At 48.4% G+C, this 18,931-nt stretch carries 14 protein-coding genes; 13 read left to right on the forward strand and 1 reads right to left on the reverse strand.

Annotation, left to right across the window (positions count from 1 at the left end):
• The first annotated feature begins 40 nt into the window (after window positions 1-40).
• The 8 genes from PJI16_11655 to PJI16_11690 all read left to right on the forward strand — a co-directional run bounded on the left by PJI16_11655 (window position 41) and on the right by PJI16_11690 (window position 8,998).
• Window positions 41-781 carry an acyltransferase gene (locus PJI16_11655; protein MDT3778211.1) on the forward strand — a complete coding sequence of 247 codons (741 nt, stop codon included), beginning with the start codon at window positions 41-43 and terminating at the stop codon, window positions 779-781.
• Entirely contained in the window at window positions 778-2,346 is a 1,569-nt protein-coding gene (locus PJI16_11660; protein MDT3778212.1) for a class I adenylate-forming enzyme family protein, read from the forward strand. The genes PJI16_11655 and PJI16_11660 overlap by 4 nt, the downstream gene beginning before the upstream one ends.
• An 11-nt stretch (window positions 2,347-2,357) precedes the next feature.
• Window positions 2,358-2,618, forward strand: a complete 261-nt coding sequence (locus PJI16_11665) for an acyl carrier protein (protein ID MDT3778213.1) — start codon at window positions 2,358-2,360, stop codon at window positions 2,616-2,618.
• On the forward strand, window positions 2,615-3,724 hold the full coding sequence (locus PJI16_11670; protein ID MDT3778214.1) for a glycosyltransferase family 1 protein: 1,110 nt from the start codon (window positions 2,615-2,617) through the stop codon (window positions 3,722-3,724). The genes PJI16_11665 and PJI16_11670 overlap by 4 nt, the downstream gene beginning before the upstream one ends.
• Before the next feature lie 9 nt (window positions 3,725-3,733).
• Window positions 3,734-4,858, forward strand: coding sequence for a polysaccharide deacetylase family protein (locus tag PJI16_11675; GenBank protein ID MDT3778215.1), 1,125 nt, complete (start codon window positions 3,734-3,736; stop codon window positions 4,856-4,858).
• A 102-nt stretch (window positions 4,859-4,960) separates the two neighbouring features.
• A complete protein-coding gene (locus tag PJI16_11680) occupies window positions 4,961-6,439 on the forward strand; it encodes a flippase (GenBank protein ID MDT3778216.1) in 1,479 nt (492 codons plus the stop codon).
• A gap of 474 nt (window positions 6,440-6,913) precedes the next feature.
• Window positions 6,914-7,822: a GNAT family N-acetyltransferase gene (locus tag PJI16_11685; protein ID MDT3778217.1), complete on the forward strand. Its 909-nt coding sequence runs from the start codon at window positions 6,914-6,916 to the stop codon at window positions 7,820-7,822.
• A 57-nt stretch (window positions 7,823-7,879) separates the two neighbouring features.
• Complete coding sequence (locus tag PJI16_11690) at window positions 7,880-8,998, forward strand: GNAT family N-acetyltransferase (protein ID MDT3778218.1); 1,119 nt, start codon at window positions 7,880-7,882, stop codon at window positions 8,996-8,998.
• Between the two features lie 81 nt (window positions 8,999-9,079).
• On the opposite strand, the gene PJI16_11695 is transcribed toward PJI16_11690, so the two are convergent.
• Window positions 9,080-9,946, reverse strand: coding sequence for a formyl transferase (locus tag PJI16_11695; protein ID MDT3778219.1), 867 nt, complete (start codon window positions 9,944-9,946; stop codon window positions 9,080-9,082).
• A 612-nt stretch (window positions 9,947-10,558) separates the two neighbouring features.
• Between PJI16_11695 and PJI16_11700 the strand changes: the two genes are divergently transcribed.
• The 5 genes from PJI16_11700 to PJI16_11720 all read left to right on the forward strand — a co-directional run bounded on the left by PJI16_11700 (window position 10,559) and on the right by PJI16_11720 (window position 18,872).
• Window positions 10,559-11,691, forward strand: a protein-coding gene (locus PJI16_11700; GenBank protein MDT3778220.1) for an IS3 family transposase whose coding sequence is annotated in 2 segments (ribosomal slippage) — window positions 10,559-10,823 and window positions 10,823-11,691 — 1,134 coding nt in all. Because the reading frame shifts where the segments join, the coding sequence is not laid out codon by codon here.
• 1,194 nt (window positions 11,692-12,885) lie between these two features.
• Window positions 12,886-13,893, forward strand: coding sequence for a methyltransferase domain-containing protein (locus tag PJI16_11705; protein ID MDT3778221.1), 1,008 nt, complete (start codon window positions 12,886-12,888; stop codon window positions 13,891-13,893).
• Between the two features lie 806 nt (window positions 13,894-14,699).
• The gene (locus PJI16_11710; GenBank protein ID MDT3778222.1) at window positions 14,700-15,770 is read left to right on the forward strand and encodes a hypothetical protein; all 1,071 of its coding nucleotides are present in this window, start codon (window positions 14,700-14,702) and stop codon (window positions 15,768-15,770) included.
• A gap of 965 nt (window positions 15,771-16,735) precedes the next feature.
• Window positions 16,736-17,659 carry a glycosyltransferase family 2 protein gene (locus tag PJI16_11715; GenBank protein ID MDT3778223.1) on the forward strand — a complete coding sequence of 308 codons (924 nt, stop codon included), beginning with the start codon at window positions 16,736-16,738 and terminating at the stop codon, window positions 17,657-17,659.
• A gap of 223 nt (window positions 17,660-17,882) precedes the next feature.
• Window positions 17,883-18,872, forward strand: coding sequence for a glycosyltransferase (locus PJI16_11720; GenBank protein MDT3778224.1), 990 nt, complete (start codon window positions 17,883-17,885; stop codon window positions 18,870-18,872).
• Window positions 18,873-18,931: the final 59 nt, after the last annotated feature.

Genomic DNA, 18,931 nt, shown 5'->3' on the forward strand with positions numbered 1-18,931 from the left:
ACACTATGTATCTGTTTGCAATCGGCAAGGGAGCACCGGGATGAATGAGAGACCGCTAGTCGAGTCGCTTGGGGACGAAAAACTTTCTCCGTATCGTCAATACCTCAGCATGTTCGTTGGCGAGGAATCTCTTGGTGCGCTGGCCAAATATGAACTGTTTATCTCGGTGCTGGGTCGATTACCCGGTGCCATCGGGTATTTCGTACGGGGCAAGTGTTATCCAAGGCTGCTGGGGTCCGTGGGTCGAGGGACGGTCTTTGGTGCAGGGGGCGTGCTCCGTTGTCCGGGAAGAATTCACCTGGGGGGGGGAGTGATGATTGATGATTGCGTAGTTCTTGATGCCAAAGGACACGGCTCTTCCATCGTGCTTGGCGATCAGATCCTCCTGGGCCGGAATAGTATTCTCAGTTGTAATGACTCCTCGATGTCCATCGGCAACTTCGTGTCGATTGGCCCATTTTGTTTTCTGGTTTCACGCAGTCATTTGACGATAGGGTCAAATGTCGCGATCGGAGCAGGAACGCACATGCTTGGTGGCGGCCATGCGCATGATGACCCCGATGTGCCGGTCATTCAGCAAGCCCGGACATCGAAGGGGATTACCGTTGAAGACGGTGCTTGGATTGGCATTGGCGCAAAGATTCTTGATGGCGTGACGATTGGGAAAAATAGCATTGTCGGTGCGGGCGCCGTCGTCTCCAAGGATGTCCCCCCATGGACCGTGGTGTTGGGTAACCCCGCCCGAGTCGTCGAGAAACGAAAGCAGGTCAACGGAGCATGAAGAGTCTTCCCATAGTCTGGCAAGAAGCGGAAGGTCTGTGGCCGGATAAGATTGCTCTGATCACTGCGGAAGAAGAACTGACCTATCGTGAATTGGCTCGGCGTATACGTCGTGTATCCAACGCACTCATTCGTCAATGGGACGTTCGGCCGGGCCACGTGGTGGCTTTGCTGGCCCCGAACAGCGTTGAGTTCGTCGTGAGTTACTTTGCGGTGACCGTGATTGCCGGGATTGTTCATCCTGTCGATGAGCGTCTGAAGCCTGAGGAGATCGGCTTTCTTCTTGAAGACTCCGGTGCCCGGTGCGCGATTGTTCATCAGGCGCTCTGGTCCAAATTTTCGACGGTGTGGAAGACACTTCCCGCCCTCGAACATGTATTGTCTATTGGCAAGGTTGAAACACATTCAAATGTTGAATGTTTCGATAGGTGGTTGAACCTGCCGGCCGATCCCGGGGATCTCCATGAATCGGGGATTTCACCAGCGCCTGACGCCATCGCCGAGTTCATGTATACCTCGGGTACGATAGGCAAGCCGAAGGGCGCCATGCGGTCCCATGGCAATGCCAGAGCTGCATCCGGTAACGCACGTCGGGCATTTGGCTACCGGCATGAGGATGTCATTGCCATCGTCATGCCACTCAGCCATTCCAGTGCCCTGGTTAGTCAGATGTTGCCCATGATTGAAGTGGGAGGAACAGCCGTGTTGGTAGAACGTTTTGATGCGGTTGATCTTCTGGCACGAATTCGTAAGTGGAACGTCACCTGCTTCCGTGCGGTGCCGGCCACCTTCAAAATGTTAATGGTCTATCCGGAGTTTCATGCCGATTATCTTCCCTCTTTGCGTTTGTTGATGAATTCCAGCGCGGCGATCGAGTCTCAAACCCATTTGGCCATCAAGGAGCGGTTCCCCAACGTAGAGTTGGTCAATTCGTACGGGCTGACCGAAGCCTCTACCTGCACGATACTCTCAGATACCGTCGGACTGGAACATCCGGATTCCATCGGTGTTCCGATACCCGGTGTGGAGATGGCAGTTATGGACGACGAGGGTTGCCCTGTGGAGGAGGGACTGACGGGCGAGATTTGGGTTCGAGGTCCGCATGCGTGCCTTGGTTACCATCGACTTCCGGCGGAAACGGAAGCGTTGTTTGCACCCGGAGGTTGGTTGAAAACCGGTGACATGGGCCACAAGGATTCCCTAGGGCTTTTTTACTTTCATGGACGTAAAGTTGATGTCATTAACTGTGGGGGTAGGAAGTATGCCCCCGTAGAAGTGGAACAATGCATATTGGAGCTCAAGGATGTTGCCGAGGTGGCGGTGCTTGGTGTGCCCCATCGTGTCCTTGGCCAGGTTGCCAAGGCCTATGTGGTTTTTCGGGACCGCGCGACTGGAGATCTTAAAGCGGTGACCCGCCATTGTGCCAGGTCTCTTCCGAGTCACAAGGTCCCGTTTTTTATGGAGGCGGTTGATGCCTTGCCGAGAAACAGTCTTGGCAAGATGCTGCATCGGGAGCTGAAGGCAGAGTCACCACCAGCGTTGCACAAAGTGTCACGGAATGGATAAGGACGAACATTATGTCAAACACACATGCGAAGGTGATCGAGTTTCTTTCAGGATTGCTTCAGGTGGATATTCCTCCGGATATCGACGATCTGCACCGCAGGGAATTCTCCGACTGGGATTCCATCAATCATCTGCGTCTGATCATGGAGCTTGAAGAAATGTTAGGTGTGAGTCTTGAGGACGAACAAGCCGCAGACCTATCCTCATCGCGACAAATTGAGGCCCTGTTCCTTAAACATGGTTTGACGTTACCTGGAGAGGAATCCTCATGAAAATAGGCATTTGTGCCAGAACATGGGGAGAAAATGGCGGCATTGGTGTCTATACGCGAAGCGTTATTGAGGCCATTTTACATTTGGATACTCGAAACGAGTATCACATTCTTTACTCCAACAAGGCACACCTTGGATCGCTTCCTGGCACGGATCGCGTCCGGGAGGTGTACCTGTCTGCCAAAGGCAAGTGGATGTGGGATCAATGGGCAGTGCCGAGGTATGCGCATCGTGAGGGTCTCGACCTGATCTTTCACACCAAGTTTGCCATCCCGTTCCTGGCGCGATGTAAAACAGCCATGGTACTCCATGGGACTGAACGGTTTGTCCACCCTGAGTTTCATCAGACTGCGGATCTCTGGTTTTTTAAAACCGTCTATCCCCAGTATTTAAAGCAGGCCTCCCTTATCATTGCGGTATCCAATCGAGCGAAGGAGGATATTATTTCCTACTTGGGTATTGATCCGGATAAAGTGAAGCTGGCCTACCTTGCCACTGATCCTATCTTTCGATCGATTACTGATCCAAGACAGCTGGACCCGGTCAGAGTTAAATACAAACTACCATCGCGATTTATTCTGTTTGCCGGCCATATCTATCCTGGGAAGAATTTCACACGCCTTTTGGAGGCTTTTTCGAAGGTAAGAAAACATGTCGATGTTCATCTTGTCGTGGCCGGCGGTATGCGTTGGAAGTATCAAGAAGACATGAAAACTCTAGAAAGCTTGGGATTACAAGACTGCGTTCATTTCGCCGGGTATGTTCCGCAACATGAACTTGTCGCGTTTTACAACCTCGCTGCTGCAACAGTGTTTCCTTCACACTACGAAAGCTTTGGCCTGCCAAACATAGAGGCGAATGCGTGCGGATGCCCGTTAGTCACCAGTCGTACAGGAGGAAGTCCTGAAGCGGCAGGAAATGCCGCTATCTATGTCGATCCACTGGACGTTGCGGAAATTGCAAATGCCATTGGTCGGGTCTTGACCGATGACGCCCTGCGGCAAACACTTATTGCCAAGGGATATGAAAACGCGGCACGGTTTTCTTGGGAGAAAACGGCAAAAGCCACGCTGGATGCCTTTGAGTGGGTCGTTGCTCCTGCCTAAGGTGCAACATTGACTATACGACATTTCAAGAGAAGCTTTGAGAAGAACCGTAACGAGCTGCTTGGATTGGGGCTCGGACGGTATCCTCTATTTGTGCGTTCGGATGTGCAACCCGAACAGATCCCTGTCTTTCAGTTTCACGACGTTTCAACGGCCACCCTCCAACCGATCTTGGAATTTATTGCCCGAAATGCCTATGTCACCCTGACGGGAGATGAGTATTACGAACGGACAGTCGGGGCTTCGCCACGTGGGGATCGTGAAGTGTTGCTGACGTTCGATGATGGTCAAGCCAGCCTCTATACCGTCGCCTTTCCCTTACTCGGTAAGTTCAAGCAAAGGGCCGTGGCCTATATCGTCCCTGGGCGAGTGCCAAATGGCGGAACGAATTTGTCTGGAACCGATTTAGAGGGTGCTCTTTGCAGTTGGCCACAGATACGCGAAATGCATTCAAGTGGTGTCATAGATTTCCAGTCACATTCTCTGTATCACCACAGTATCGCCATCTCTCCGACGGTAGTGGATTTCAAAAGGCCAGGCCTTTCCACTTCGTTTCTGGAGTCAGATCTTGCGCCGATTCGTCAGCAAACTTTGGATAGTTCTCGCACCGAACTTCATAACCTTTGGGGATCGCCGATATATCAATGGAATGCACGTATGTGTGCCAATCCAGCGTTTATCGAAAACGTTCAAATCGAAGACCTGTGTGTCAGATACGTGGCAGATCACGGCGGTCAAGAATTCTTTTACGATCGGGACTGGCGGCGTCAACTCAAACAAATCATAAAGAATGCACAGGGAAAATGCGCTCCAATTGAATTCGAAACTGCCGATGAACAACGAAACGCTATCCTCACGGATCTGTGTCAGTCGAAGGCAGCCATTGAAGCCAACCTACCAGGTAGCCGGGTGCGGCATTTTTGTTTTCCCTGGTACAGGGGGTCTGCACTTGCAGCGGAGCTTTCCCTTGAGGCCGGGTACGTCACCAACGCTTGGGGGAGTCTCCTGCCGCAATTCGTGAATAAGGATGGGGTCCAACCGCTCCCAATCTCACGGCTTCAACCGAAGTATATCTTTAGGCTTCCGGGCGTTGGGCGTAGGCCATTATGGAGGCTATTCGGTCGAGCAATGTAGTGGGTGGTTGTCACATGGATGGGGTAACGAGGAAGGGTAGAGATGTTACGTTGCCGAATTTTAGGAACGAACCATTTGTTCCCATGAGAGATTAGCTGTCTTATGAATGAAGATGCCAATAATGATGTTGGGGCAGGAGCAAGGATATTCAGGAATTTCGGGTATTTAACCATCGGGAAGCTCCTTGCTGATGGATGCACATTTCTGTTCTTCCTTGTTCTCGCTCGAACCTATGGCCAAGAAGGCATCGGGCAGTATTCGTTTGCCATGGCCTTGACGGGTGTACTTTCCGTTTTTGCCGATTTCGGGATCCAAACCCTGTCCATAAAGAATCTGAGCCGTTACAGGGATCAGGTAACGACCTACTATGGCCGCCTACTGGCGGTTCGTCTTTTGCTATCGGGAATGGTTATATCTCTGCTGCTGGTGATGACGGCCCTGTTCCCCTTCCCGGATGAGATGAAGCTTCTCATCGTTGTGATCGGAGCCTATCAAATTTTTCTCACCCTGGTTGAGGGATTTGGAGCTGTATTTGTCGCCTGGGAGGATATGCACATCACGAGTCTTTTTGAGGTCTCCCTTCGAATCACGACAGCTTTAACAGGGATGGTGATTGTTTATCTGGGTGGAAGCCTGTTACTCGCCGTATCATCCCTGCCAGTCATGACCTTACTTCATGTGGCACTTGGGTATCACTTAATTCTCAGGCGTTGTGGGGCGCTTCGTATTTCGGTTAGGACTGCCGGTGTTCGTCAGGTGTTGCGCGAAGCGTTCCCCTATGCCCTGTATTCCCTGTTGGATCTATTCTCCTCCAGGGTTGCCTTATTATTTGTCGGGTTCATGCTTACTGTATCCGCCACCGGGGTCTTTAATGTCGCCTATCGATTTATTGTGGTCCTGTTGTTTATGCCGATATTCGCCGGCCTCGCAATCTTACCGCTTGCATCCCGTCTTTATGTCAGTTCGTTGGAGGAGTTTCAGGAACTCTATCGAGTCACGCTAAACGTGGCTATTGTTCTTGGTCTTCCAATGGCGGGGGGTATTTGGCTGATTGCACCAAGATTGATCGAGCTTCTTTATGGATTAGAGTTTGTTGAATCAATTGTCATACTCCGTTGGCTTGCCTGGCTCGTCCCGGTGGTATTTCTCAGGTGTATCATGCGGGTTTTTCTCATAGCCAGTGATCGCCAGGAGGCCGTCACCAGAAGCCAATTTCTTGTTGCGTGTGTCGGGGGCATTCTTCACTACTGGCTTATTAGCAGGTTTGGTTTGCAAGGGGCAGCGGTAGCAACGCTCTTGGCGGAACTTTTGCTCATTGGGCTTCTTGGCTTTCAGCTTAAGAAGTTTTTTGTGTGGCAGAACGTCGGTATCAGAATTGTTGTTAGTAGCACTGCGGTCGCCGTTTTTCTGATGATCTTAGTGTTTTGGTTCAGTTTGCCACTGTCTGCCACGATACTTTGTGCTGTCCTCATTTATAGTGGCGTGTTGGTTCTTTTTAGCGATATTCGACAGGATGAACTTCGGCTGCTTCTCAACTATTTATCGCATAATCGTCCAATACAGAGTGGTCTTACCAAATAACAAGCTAAAAAACCGGGCAGAACTAGAGAAGGTAAGTGAGACATGTGCCCTATGAACATAAAAATACTCGACCATGCCGGTGGTCCGGCGTTGAATAAAGAGTACACTTTTAGGCCGAAGGGGTGTTCGAATGAAACTCCATCTGTTCACGAGCAAAATTTGAAGTGGGGAGCAAGCGTCCATAAAGGATCGTAAGAAAGTTGTGTTCATATACTCGTGGTCTAATTTAAAAGGATGATGCCAGTGAACATACAGGTAGTGAGATCGAGTCAAGATTTGGACCGCTTGGGCCCGGTCTGGGACGAGGTAGCGAGAACCAACACTACCTGTCCTCCCTGGGCCACATATGATTGGTTTAGCTCATGGTACTACGCGTCTTCCGAAGCGATTAGTCCTTTCATTATCCTATTTCTGGAAAATGGAAAGCCCATCGGTCTGGCACCGCTTGTACGAACTGTAGTCAGGCACTATGGGATGTCGTTTGTTCAGCTAGGCTTTGTATCTGACACTAATCCCAATGAAATAATCATTGGTCAGTCTGATCAATCCCGGTGTGTTGCGGCATTCTTCTCGTACCTTTATGAGGCGGAAAACGAATGGGATGTCATGAAATTGCGGGGCTTGAAGAAACAGTCAACGACAATGCATTTATTAGAGGATTTTTTGAAGAAAAATCCACGTAGATGGATATGGGATACCAGTATTGAATCACCCTTCTTGCCTATTAAAACTGACTGGGAGAATTACTACAAAAATCTTTCAAAAAATCTTCGAAATTCTATACGTAGGGGTATCAAGGATATTCAGAAGTGCGGAACGCTCAAGACGTTAGATTATTCAACCCCTGATAGGGTAGACGTAGGAATTGAAATTATTTATGAAATATCCGAACGGAGCTGGCAGGCTCAAGAGGGCACTGATATTTCCTCAGGCAAGGACGGTCGATTTTATGCTTCCTTTGCGAAAGCGGCGGCCGATCGTGGGTGGTTGAATCTCAAAATTCTATTTCTCGATGACCATCCCATAGCCTTTGAATACAATATATGTTTTGGAGGTACCGTGTACGAACTCAAGTCTGGCTACGACCAAGCTTATCGGCAATTTTCCCCGGGGAAAATATTAATGAGGTACAACGTCGAGTATTTTATTTCCAATAAATTCAGTGAAATTGATTTTATGGGGGCGTCAGATGACTATAAGCTGCAGTGGACAAAGCTGGTTTGCCCATATACGAACCTCTGGATGTATGCACAAAAGAAGAAGTCGATGGTCCATTACTTCATAAGAGCCAAAATTATTTCAAAAGTTAGGCACTATAAGAGCATTAAAAAGCTTCAGCGTAAGATTAGTCGCCTAGGGAGCAGACCCGACAAACAACTATAGATATTGGTCGCTTGCAATGGTACTTGCCGGCCCGAGGGCATTACAGGAGACTGTGACATGAAATTGAAGATCAAGAGAATCCAGACCTATAAAGAATTGGACGGCTTAAAGGTAATCTGGGAAGAATTTCAGAACGCTAAAAATGGGCCATCGGTATTTCAATCGTGGACCTGGAATCGTGCATGGTGTGAGGAAGTTCTCCAATCACAAAAATATGCCAATTTAGATGTCCGGGTGGCAGAAGAATCAAATGGAAAGATAGTAGCTATTCTACCAACGTATCTCGACAAAAGGACGATACCGGGAATTTCCACACTGCAATTCCTTGCCCACCGGATGTCGATCTACAACGATATACTACTCTGTGAGCCTGAAAATCAGGAACTTGCCCTGGCTGTAGCTGAATCGCTCATTGAATCCCTCGGTCCAACTACCATAGTCCACCTCCGTCACTTGGGAGGGGAGTCAACCTTCACAAAGGCACTTCTCCTGAAGAATTGGGCGCAGATTCAGTGCCCACGATTATTGCTGAGGAATGATCCCGCTATCACCGATCAAAGCAAACGCCTTGGTCAGACAAGGCGAAAAGCTTTTCGTTCAGCGCATAATCGACTAATGAAAGAGTATTCGATCGAATACCGGGTAGTTAAGTCGCAGGACTTCAGTCCTGCCATGAGTGAACTCATTGAACTTCATTTGCGACGATTTGACGCAAAAGGCCAGTCCAGTTTGTTGCAGGGGCAAACTCTTCCATTTCTTCAACGGGCCATGCAAGATAGCACGAACCGGAATCAATTTGAGATCGTCCAGCTTCGAGCTAATGACACCACAGTGGCAGCCGTCTTAATGGTAAAGGATCGAAAGAGTTATATTTACTTTCAAGGCGGTTTTGAACCAGAGTTTTCCCGTTATTCACCCATGCGCCTTCTTTTAACAGAGACGATTCGTAGAGGTTTTGAGGAACTCGGCTGTGAAGTTTATGACTTAGGTGATGGTTACGGGACCTACAAGTGCGACTGGTCGCCAACAGCTGCTATGAATTATTTCTGTTGTCGAGGTAATAATCCCCTCTACGCAAATGTTTTTGCGACAGCAACAAGATATGCATTTCAGCGGAGAACCTTGAGCTGTCTTTCCGAAGAAGTCCTAGAATTATCTGGAATTCAACCGCACTAGCCACCAATTCACTCACCAGATTTCAGGGAGCAGGCTCTGATTGCTGTCATTAACTTGGCTAGGAAGGGGGAGTGAGATCGATTAAATTACAATTTTCTCCTGCGTGGATCCGGGGTCCTCGTGGCCGAGTTCCCCCTGAGATTGCCGTATGTCCCCAAAGTATTTAATGACCTCTGCAGGGCGATTGGGAATACGCAATAGACCAAAAGTCCTTTTCGAGTGATACTCGATCCGTTTCCGGATAGTACGCTCCTTCTTCTTGTAATTTCTCCCAGCACCCGTTTGCGGTATCCCCGGAACAGCGTGAGACTGCTCGATGAGTGCCAAGAATTCCAGAAGGACTCCAGGCAGAAGATGCGTTATCTTAAATTCAACAGATAGCAGCCCGTCTTTCGGCTGGAGAGCGGGGCGAATCACCGCGAGCAGGTTCCCCGTATCAACACCCTTCGTCAGATGGTGTATGCAGGCGCCGAGATTTTTGAAATCCCGCTTTAGCATCGGCCAGAACAGGGTGTTGTTGCCGCGGTAATGAGGAGGGATTCCGTAATGTATATTGATAGCTGCTAGCTTTGGTATCCCGATCAGCTCGGCGCTGAGCATTGGCGCACCGCAGGACATCAGTACATCAGGCTGAAGGCTGTCGATCAGTTCAACTCCCGGGCGAGAATTCATATCTGATTCAGGAAACGGAACGATGTTCGGGATCGATGGCTGTGTTCCGCCGGGGTAGAGCCTATTAATCAGGCGGTCCCTGTGGCGCCTTTCACCCATCTTTCCGAGCCAGTTTCGAAGTAATCGAGTTGCACCCGTGAGGGAGCTGATATGTACCTCGGGTGTTTTCTGCGAACGGACGGGTTGAATGATGACGGTTGACGGATATTGCTCAATGATTTTCCTGGCCACATAGGCTTCGCTGGCGCCGCAATAGCTAATTATGACGACCTTCAATGACACCTCGTGAATCCTTTTGCCGAACCCGGTTCGATCGCGTGAACTGCCAATGAAAACAACCTATCGCTGGACCATAATTATGTCAAGGCGAGCCTGATAATTGAGTGAATTGGGAATAACACATCGCAAATACTTGGGACCGCATAGAGTGTGCCGAATGATCATGGACCACTCACTAATTTTCGCGCACCTTCACAGGGTCTGTGCAGAGCTCTCATTGCTGGTATACAAATTTCTTCGCTTTTACTCCACATTCCAGATTCTCAGGGGTTTGGATCGTACCCCACGTTGTCGTGGCATTCAGCATAGTCCACTTTATTTGAACACTCCACGTTCCTCCTTAAATGGAAAGTGGTCCAAGGAACGACTCGACTTTAGTTGTCGACAACAGGGTGACATACGCCCCCTCGGGTGTTTGTCACCCTGGGCCTGATAGTGGCTACTGGTATTGTTTAAGGCAATACGGCCTCTGTTCTTGTGTAAACTCAATTGTGATCTCATAGGCGTGCAAGTTCAGATCAGAAGTGGTCCCCAGTCCTTGGACAGAATAATGAGGATGCTAAGTGAAATCTTCTGCGCTATATTTGTTTGCAACGAAAGGAGCAGAAGATGGCACGACGATCCCGACGGAATCATTCCCCAGCGTTTAAGGCCAAGGTGGCCTTGGCCGCCGTCAAGGGCGAACGCACGTTGGCGGAATTGGCCGAGCAGTTTGACGTACATCCGAATCAGATCCAAGATTGGAAGAAGCAGCTGCTGAGCAAGGCAGAACATGTTTTTGGCGCCAGTCTCGTTGCTGCTGCCGACCATGAACAGGTCCAGCAGAAGCTGCATGCCAAGATTGGCCAGCTGACCATGGAGAAGGATTTTTTAGCCACCGCGCTCGGACCCGGCCGATGACTGAGCGCAAAGCGATGCTCAAGGCCCAGCAAGGACTTTCGGTGACTCGTCAATGTCAGCTGTTAGCCGTGCCGCGTTCGAGTGCCTATGCACGGCCCCAGGATGTCTCAGCGGCAGACCTTGTTTTGATGCGCCAACTCGACGAGCTCTATCTGAAATGGCCGTTCTATGGCAGCCGTCGCCTGTGTGTTGAGCTTCAACAACAGGGCCATAGAGTGAATCGTAAACGCGTTCAACGGTTGATGCGCAAGATGGGGATCCGAGCGATTTACCCGAAGCCGCGAACGAGTCAACCAGGACTGGGGCACAAAATTTATCCCTACTTATTAAGAGGCCTGAGAATTGAACGTCCAAACCAGGTGTGGGCGAGTGATATCTGTTATATCCCGATGGCCAAGGGGTTCATGTATCTCACCGCCATCATAGACTGGTACTCACGTCGGGTGTTGGCGTGGCGCGTTTCGAATACGCTGGAAACGGATGCCTGTGTGGAGGCGCTGGAAGAAGCCCTCTTGCGCTATGGGGCGCCAGAGATCTTCAATACGGATCAGGGTGCCCAATATACCAGTGAGGCATTCACCGCGACACTCAAAGATCGTGGGGTGCAAATCAGTATGGATGGTAAGGGGCGTTGGGTCGACAACGTATTCGTCGAACGACTATGGCGCAGTGTGAAGTATGAGGACGTGTACCTGCGAGCCTATGAGACGCCCGCAGCGCTACGGGCTGGGCTGACTGGCTATTTCACGTTCTATAACACGGAACGCCGTCACCAGTCCTTGAATCGACAGACACCGGATACCGTATATTGGGCAGGTCCAATGGCAACGAAGGCGGCATAATGCCCAGCAGAAGTTTCACTTAGCGCCCTGTCCAGAAATCGGGGTCCACTTCTATCTTTAAATTAACTGAGCACCTCAGTCATTCAACAATAACAATGTCAGTACAGGTTCCTCTTCCGTTAATGCGCACGTAAATAATTTTATCTTTACATGTTTGAGTGAAGTGTTCACGGGTAAATTGGCTGCCTTGATCGGAGTTCATGCTAACTGGGCAGTCATATTCTTCAGTCGCTCCTTTCAAGACATCCATGGGGGAATATAATTATTTGGGACTCTCTCACTTAAGAGATGTCAAGTTATCCGTGGCCACCTCACTGGAACATGGAACGGCCACCAGGTGACATGACGGATCACCGAGAGTTTTTACTTGGGCTTGGTCATGGCTATGCGCCTAGTCATTGGCCGGGTCCAAGGCGGATCAAAACACACCCCTCCATCGGCAACTGCCCGATGTTGCATGCGGCTTTTGCTGTAACGGTTTAGGGGTAACAGAGGTGGCTATCCCTGTCCAAATACGTTCTCCCCCCTGGCGATTTGGTGCTTCTTCCAGTCCTGCACCTGATCGTGATGTAGGTCGAACCGTTTGGCTCATTCCACCAGGGTGCGGTCCACTCCGTATAGTTAAAGTGGTCTTTCACCTTGAGGTTCGGAGAGGGAAAATGCCGCGCGCTTTGCATCTTCAGAAATATTGGTTAAAAGGAAACATACTGCAGAAAATTTCCCTGAGAATCCCATGCTTTCTGTCTATGGTTGCAGTGGTCTTCCTGACTATCGACTTAGTCAAGTATTCGTTTTATGCTAATTACTGAATTTAATTAATGCTACGAGGCCCATTAGCCTCGCCGGTTTTTGGCCATGGAAAGCATCTACGGGGAGGTTGGATATGTGGCATGTATGGTTAATATATTGTCCCGGGTTTTTTGGAGCGGTCTGATGAAGCGTACAATTCTAGTTTGAAGCGTGAACGTCCATGAGTTCCTTTCCAACTCTGGGTGCCAGCAACGTCCTATTGGCAGCTAAAGGATTTCAGGCAGCGATCAGCAATACTTGGCGATAAAAAGTCACTGCCCAAAGCTGTGGCTAGTCACAAATTGTGGGAAAGATAATTGTGGGTACCGTGCCGGTGTCGCATCTTCTCATGATCTTAGTGCATTAAGAGCGTGTTCGAAAGGTGAGAATTCTAAGGAGGGAAAAATGATTGATGGAATGGTCAGCCGAATAACCGGCCTCGCAAAGAAGGTCATCATGTCTAATAAAGCTCTAGACAGGCTGTTTTATGATTTTTCTAATATGGGGGAGTTTAGCAGTCTTTACCAGCATGAAAAAATGTTGGCAGACCATTTACGCGTCGATACCTATCATGACGCTATCCGTGCGCATGTTAAGGCGGGAGATACGGTTATTGATCTGGGAACCGGTACGGGCATTCTTGCACTTTTTGCGGCACGACAAGGAGCCAAGGTTTACGCCATTGATCATTCCAGTTTCATTGACATCGCACGGACAACAGCCGCAAAGAATGGTATCGACACCATCACATTCGTACGTTCTAACAGCCAGCGCTTCAATCCCCCGGAGAAAGTTGACTTCATCATACATGAACAAATGGGCGATGATCTGTTTAACGAGAATATGATACATAACCTGCTGGACTTGAAACGACGGGCTTTAAAGAGCACCGGAAAGATTTTACCTGGGCGATTCGAACTGTTTCTGGAACCTGTTGCTCTGAAGAAAGGTCGCAGAATGCCCTTTCTCTGGGAGAAGCCTGTTACCGTGCGTGACCTTCCTCAGGGGGTTGACTTCAGCTTCTTGCGTGATCTTCCAGAAGCCAAGGCATTCCAACCACCTGGTTATATCCGACACATGGTGGAAGAAGCTGCAGTGGATTTTTTCCTTTGTGAGCCTCAGCCAATTATGACATTTGATCTGAATAAGATGGATGATGCCAGTACGGTACCAATGCATTGGCAGGCGAACAAACGTGTTAATCGGGCTGGAGGTCTTGATGGATTTTGTCTGTACTTCCTGGCTGACTTTGGAGAGGGTTTTCAGCTTGACACTCGTCCTGGGCGTACCCATTGGCCAAACCGGCTTTTCCGAATGCCTCGTGTGGAGTATGCCGTTGGGGATACGATTCGATATGCAGTGCACGTCGGGGATATTAGGAGATCATATACTTGGACCTTCACAGTTGAATAAACGATACTGGCATGTATCCAACCAACCAACCAATCAATCCCAGAATTCTCAAACTAATTTGGACTTATTGGCCTAGAGGAATGGGAACTTTCCGCCTGAAAAGATAAATGAGTGAACAAGGTCTCAGGTATCCTGCGATAGAAATTTGAAGCTAAGAATAGCTGCAAAGGCTGCTCTTACTGAGGTCCCTTGTGCTGATTGCCTCCTGTATGAGGAGTTATCCTGGCTAAGGGGACAGTTGTTTCGCACAAGGTGCTCTTGTAAGGAGTGCGAAAAAATCATGAGCAAAGCCAAAAGCATGCTTTCCCTTCGTTGGCCTGTCAATCTAATCCTGACGCCAACGCTCTAGAATTTTTATGATTAAACAGATTGGCCTCAATACTGGTTTCTTTGCAGCTACGTATTATTGATGAATGATTATGACTGCGTTTAAGGTTTTTATTTTGATGCACTGGTCTATTATTGATTTAGTTTTCTTATTCCATATTTTTATGGAAATGAACTTTTTTGCATTACCAGCGACTCCAACTTACTTCCTGGTACCTTGATATGCCTTAAGATTTGGCTTTTTCTCCGAATGGAAGAAAGGGATTTCTTGGGGTAAAACCCATTCCTTTGAATCGCATCCAGCATGCTCCTGGTACGATGGCGTAGATTTTGCTTGCGCTTACAATCAGTTTTTAGTGAACCACAAATCTTACCACAGGTTGAAAAAACTAAACGGGGGCGAAATGAAAATGGAAAAGAGCAAAACAGGAAAAGTGTCAATTTTGAAAATTCAAGGAAGGCATGACGTATGTATCACAATGCGAATTTTATTCCTTGGAATTATAAGTTTGGCAATGCTAGGGCAGGCGTTTGCCCTTGATACGATTCCGGAAAAACTCTCTGATTGGACTGAAAAAGGGGTTGTTCTCCAAAACAGTTCAGGCGTTGCTTGGGAAAATAAACCTGGTATCGCCGTGAGTGGTATCTCGAAAGTGGGCGGGATCTATTATCTCCATTATCTCGCAGGGTTTAACGGGTGTTGGGATGCGGATGGTGATGTCAACCATCAATCTCTCGGTCTTGCCACCAGTACGGACGGAGTGAATTTTACGAAATTCACAGGTAATCCATTGTTGAAACCCCATGATTTTGTATCTGTAAGTTCCCAGGAAGAGGGGATCCGAACTGCGTATATTCAGTATCTTCCCTCGAAGGGGAAGTTTTACGGATACTTTGGTGTTGAATCGCCAGGGGGTTCTCAGACATGTAACTTTGGTGGTGGAGGAACCTGTGGATGTAATATTAGTGTTGATTCTCGGGTGTATGGAGCGACGTCGGTTGACGGGAAAGCTTGGACGGTGGAAGGGTCAGTCGGTGGCACATATTCCTCAAGTGGGAGCGAAGTCTATGCTGCAGGTTGGGTTTATGATAGCAGCCAATTTGGTCTGTACGTGACTACTGCTGAGGGTGGCCAGCTAAAATCTGCCTCTAGAGGATCAAATGCATGGAGCCTCAATGAATTGGGCGGTATCAGTGCATTGGACTGGGGCTGGTCCGGACTCGATGTCTATTTACACGATGATAACAACACTCTCACATTAATATATAATCCCCAGGGTGGTAGTCATCCCGGGAGTAGCAATGACAATCTGTATTTTGCTACCACTCACCTCGACGACATGAGGAACATACAAAATGAGCGGGTCATCACGACATCAGGAGTACTACAAAATAAAATATTGCGGGATGGCAATGAATGGAAATGGTATTACAGTGATGACCCGAGTTGGAATAATAATGTCATCAGGCTTCGCACGCACCCGATTGCCAATTCAGACAATGTGCCACCCGAACCTCCCAAAAATCTGAATGTCGCGCCCATTCCTTAATTGCATTTTTCAGTGCAACTCTTGCTCTTGATTGAGTGAATGGTTTTGATAGCCTCGTGGCTTTCTTTCGCCGATCAATAATGAACGGTGCGCATACAGGAGCAGCTAGATGCGGCTGATCTGTGAGTAAGGTTACCAATTGCGCATTGATTGTGAACGGTTGAGAATCAACTTCTAGCAGTCTAGATAATGGGAGTGAATATTTCCAGGATCAGTCGTGAACTTTCATTAAGCTGAAGCCTTTCTCTCTATCATTTTCAAATGCCCATTCGCCCTCCCTTTCCGCACTTTTAGATTTCAGATTGGTTCGCAGATATCGTCTTTTACCTACAAGACTTTTTTCTTTTTGAGATTCCTTCTATGACGAGGCACCCAGTCACCGTTTTGTGCTCCGCCTAGACCTCGATTTTAATCCTATCCACCCAGTTCACAGAATCAATTCGTTGTAGTTGCCAGGGACCCATCCCCCGCATGTTAGTGGCATGGAATGGACGGAGCGTCCTATGGTTTTCTGTTCAACTTGGATTTGTAGGAAGGCTTGTATCTCCATGGTGGAGTTGTATTAAAAGATAGGACAGCAGGTCTTTCGCCTGCCTACTAACGAATAGAGTTGTTCAGAAGGTGACAGGTTCCTCTCGACGACTTTGGCCTGTGCGGTCACTTGGCTAAGGACCTTTAGTTTCGTCTTTCCCTATCCGAAACATAACTACATATTCATTTTTGTCAGTTCTCATGATAAATAGGAATTCTGTGTTGTTTGTTCCCTATTTTCTTTGCTTGGGATTCCTTGTCTTTGAGAAATGTGGTTGAGCGTAAGGGGAGCTCATGACTTTCTCCCGAAATAGTCCTTGTGACCACGCTTGATCGGTGTAGGGAATGCGAGCGGAAACACAGGTGAGTCATTTGAGTTCATTATTCAAAGGCGCATAGGTTTCTGTTCGGAGTTTCTTGGATAAAGGTTTTGGATGATGCGACCTCTCCTTTCTATTGTTGTTCCAATTTACAATGAGGAGGAATGTGTCCATCCCCTTTATGAAGCGATACGAACGGCCTGTGAGAGGAATGAACAATCGTATGAAATCGTGTTTGCGGATGATGGAAGCAAGGACCGTACCTATGAGTTACTTGAAGACATTCATCGAAAAAATCCTGAAGTCACCGTGATTCGTTTACGAAAGAATTTTGGACAGACCGCAGCGATGGCTGCAGGGTTCAGAGCGGCTCGCGGGCACATTATTATCAGTATGGATGGGGATCTTCAAAATGATCCCAGTGATATCCCGCAATTGTTGGCCAAGATCGCAGAAGGCTATGACGTGGTCTGTGGATGGAGGAAGGAGCGGAAAGATAAATTTCTTTCTCGGCGATTTCCTTCACTCATTGCAAACTGGCTTATCGGCAAAATCACAGGAGTAGCCATTCATGATAATGGATGTTCACTGAAAGCCTATCGAGCCTCCATTATTAAACGCGTAGCTCTATATTCAGAATTGCATCGGTTTATTCCGGCAATGGCAACTTTGTCCGGTGCGAGAATTACTGAATTGGTTGTCACCCACCATCCACGGATGTTCGGAAAAAGCAAATATGGAATTTCAAGAGCGTGGCGTGTGTTTTTGGATTTGTTTTTAGTGAAAATGGTGACCGGGTTTGCCGCCAGGCCGGCATTGTGGTTTGGCATACTCGCCATTCCTGGAGCGTTGTTGGCGGGGCTGAGTTTGGTCGGCATGGTTTTCTCAGATACCATTGGAATTGTATTCCCTGCTACGACTTTTTTGTTATGCGCACTGACAGGGCATTTGCTGACTATGGGAATGCTTGGTGAAATGATTCTCTTTTCCGGGGATTTTCGTCCGGATCAGATGATTTGGAGAGATCAGACTCAATGATTCTTTCGTCCAGTCTTCAAAATTGGCAAGGGAATGACCTAAATCGGTTTGGAATGATGTATCGACCGCCTCACGCATATGTCCGGACGGGGGTGGACTTTCATTGGATTGCCAGTCTTTTTGAAGGCCAATGCATATCCCAAATACACAGGGTTCTCTCCTACCTTCTCCCATTTGTCATTTCTTGTGCTTTGCCATGCTTAACATTAAAAGGCGAATTCTCATGACTGTCCATTCCGTCCATCCAGCATGTGTCACTTCAGAGCCATTGCAGGTTGCCGTTTCGGTTGTCGTCCCGGTAACAGAACGGTGTGATGCCCTCGATGAGGTTTATCGTCTGCATGCGGACATCTTACGTCGTATGGTTCCCTCCTTTGAATTTATATTCGTCCTGGACGAAGGGTTTGAGCAACAAGCCGAATCTCTCAATGCCCTGATAGCCAAGGGTGAACCGATTCGAATGGTTCCGCTTCAGCGACATTTTGGAGAGGCCACTGTTCTGATGGTGGGGTTTCAGGAGGCCAAGGCTGAGGTCATTATTACGTTATCAGCCTATTTTCAGACACTGCCTGAAGGTCTGCACACGGTGATGGATTCCCTTAAGGAGGGATATGATTTGGTGGCGACTCGCCGTTATCCCCGAAAAGATCCCTGGATCAATCGTCTGCAAAATCGCATCTTCCATTTTGCCATGGGATTGCTGACTGGCGTGGAGTTTCATGATATGAGCTGCAGCCTTCGTGGCATTCGAAGGCCTGTGGTTCGTGAAGTCAATCTTTATGGAGATCTTCACCGATTCCTTCCCTTGCTTGCCTATCAACGGGGGTTCCGGGTAGTGGAGCGAGATGTCGCCCAGCATCCGGCCGATTGCCACTCCCGAATGCTTCGGCCCGGCGTATACCTTCGCCGTTTTCTGGACATCATTACGGTCGCCTTCCTCTTTAAATTCACAAAAAAACCATTGCGATTTTTTGGGCTGATCGGAGCGGGATTGTTTTCAGGTGGCCTGGTCATTTCTATGATTTTGGCTATCCAAAAACTCTTTGGTCTCACTGGACTCACCGATCGGCCACTGTTAATCCTGGGTGTCCTATTGATGGTACTCGGAGTCCAAACCGCCTCGGTCGGCCTCCTTGGTGAAATGATCGTTTTCACTCATGCCAGGAAGATGAAAGACTACACCATCAAAGATCTCTTAAAGGCAAAACCTTAAGAATAGTCGCCAAATCAATATCAAGTAAGAAAACGATAGTCTGAAGTTAGGTAGCTCGA

The sequence above is a fragment of the Nitrospira sp. MA-1 genome, from assembly GCA_032139905.1.
GTDB lineage: Bacteria > Nitrospirota > Nitrospiria > Nitrospirales > UBA8639 > Nitrospira_E.

Bases quoted from the DNA above. Each gene is read 5' to 3' on its own strand.
- PJI16_11655 (MDT3778211.1), top strand. From the start codon at position 41: ATGAATGAGAGACCGCTAGTCGAGTCGCTTGGGGACGAAAAACTTTCT.
- PJI16_11720 (MDT3778224.1), top strand. From the start codon at position 17,883: ATGACTGTCCATTCCGTCCATCCAGCATGTGTCACTTCAGAGCCATTG.
- PJI16_11670 (MDT3778214.1), top strand. From the start codon at position 2,615: ATGAAAATAGGCATTTGTGCCAGAACATGGGGAGAAAATGGCGGCATT.
- PJI16_11680 (MDT3778216.1), top strand. From the start codon at position 4,961: ATGAATGAAGATGCCAATAATGATGTTGGGGCAGGAGCAAGGATATTC.
- PJI16_11685 (MDT3778217.1), top strand. From the start codon at position 6,914: ATGTCGTTTGTTCAGCTAGGCTTTGTATCTGACACTAATCCCAATGAA.
- PJI16_11690 (MDT3778218.1), top strand. From the start codon at position 7,880: ATGAAATTGAAGATCAAGAGAATCCAGACCTATAAAGAATTGGACGGC.
- PJI16_11660 (MDT3778212.1), top strand. From the start codon at position 778: ATGAAGAGTCTTCCCATAGTCTGGCAAGAAGCGGAAGGTCTGTGGCCG.
- PJI16_11715 (MDT3778223.1), top strand. From the start codon at position 16,736: ATGATGCGACCTCTCCTTTCTATTGTTGTTCCAATTTACAATGAGGAG.
- PJI16_11665 (MDT3778213.1), top strand. From the start codon at position 2,358: ATGTCAAACACACATGCGAAGGTGATCGAGTTTCTTTCAGGATTGCTT.
- PJI16_11705 (MDT3778221.1), top strand. From the start codon at position 12,886: ATGATTGATGGAATGGTCAGCCGAATAACCGGCCTCGCAAAGAAGGTC.
- PJI16_11710 (MDT3778222.1), top strand. From the start codon at position 14,700: ATGCGAATTTTATTCCTTGGAATTATAAGTTTGGCAATGCTAGGGCAG.